Annotated in this window: 1 pseudogene; it reads left to right on the top strand. The window is 57.1% G+C overall.

Annotation, left to right across the window (positions count from 1 at the left end):
- A pseudogene (locus tag AC0MA3_RS26670) lies at positions 1–247 on the top strand (hypothetical protein); the annotation flags it as partial.

The raw sequence follows: 247 nt of genomic DNA, 5'->3' as shown, positions 1-247 counted from the left end.
AAATTCCCAATGCCGCCCTCATCGACGGTATGGAGCGGGCGTTCGGCTTCCGGCCATCCGCCGCCAAGGGGCACAACGCCATCGAAGCGATAGAGGCAATCATCGACGGCAGGTCCAAAGCGCTGGTTTGTCTTGGCGGTAATCTGGCTGTCGCCATGTCTGATCCCGATGCAACATTTGCAGGGATGCGCAAACTTGATCTTGCCGTGCATCTGACGACCAAGGTCAACCGTTCGCATCTTTTGAC

Source organism: Paenibacillus sp. LS-5 (genome assembly GCF_056121505.1).
The sequence above is the reverse complement of the archived record's forward strand: the minus strand, read 5'-3'. Positions and strand labels throughout refer to the sequence as shown.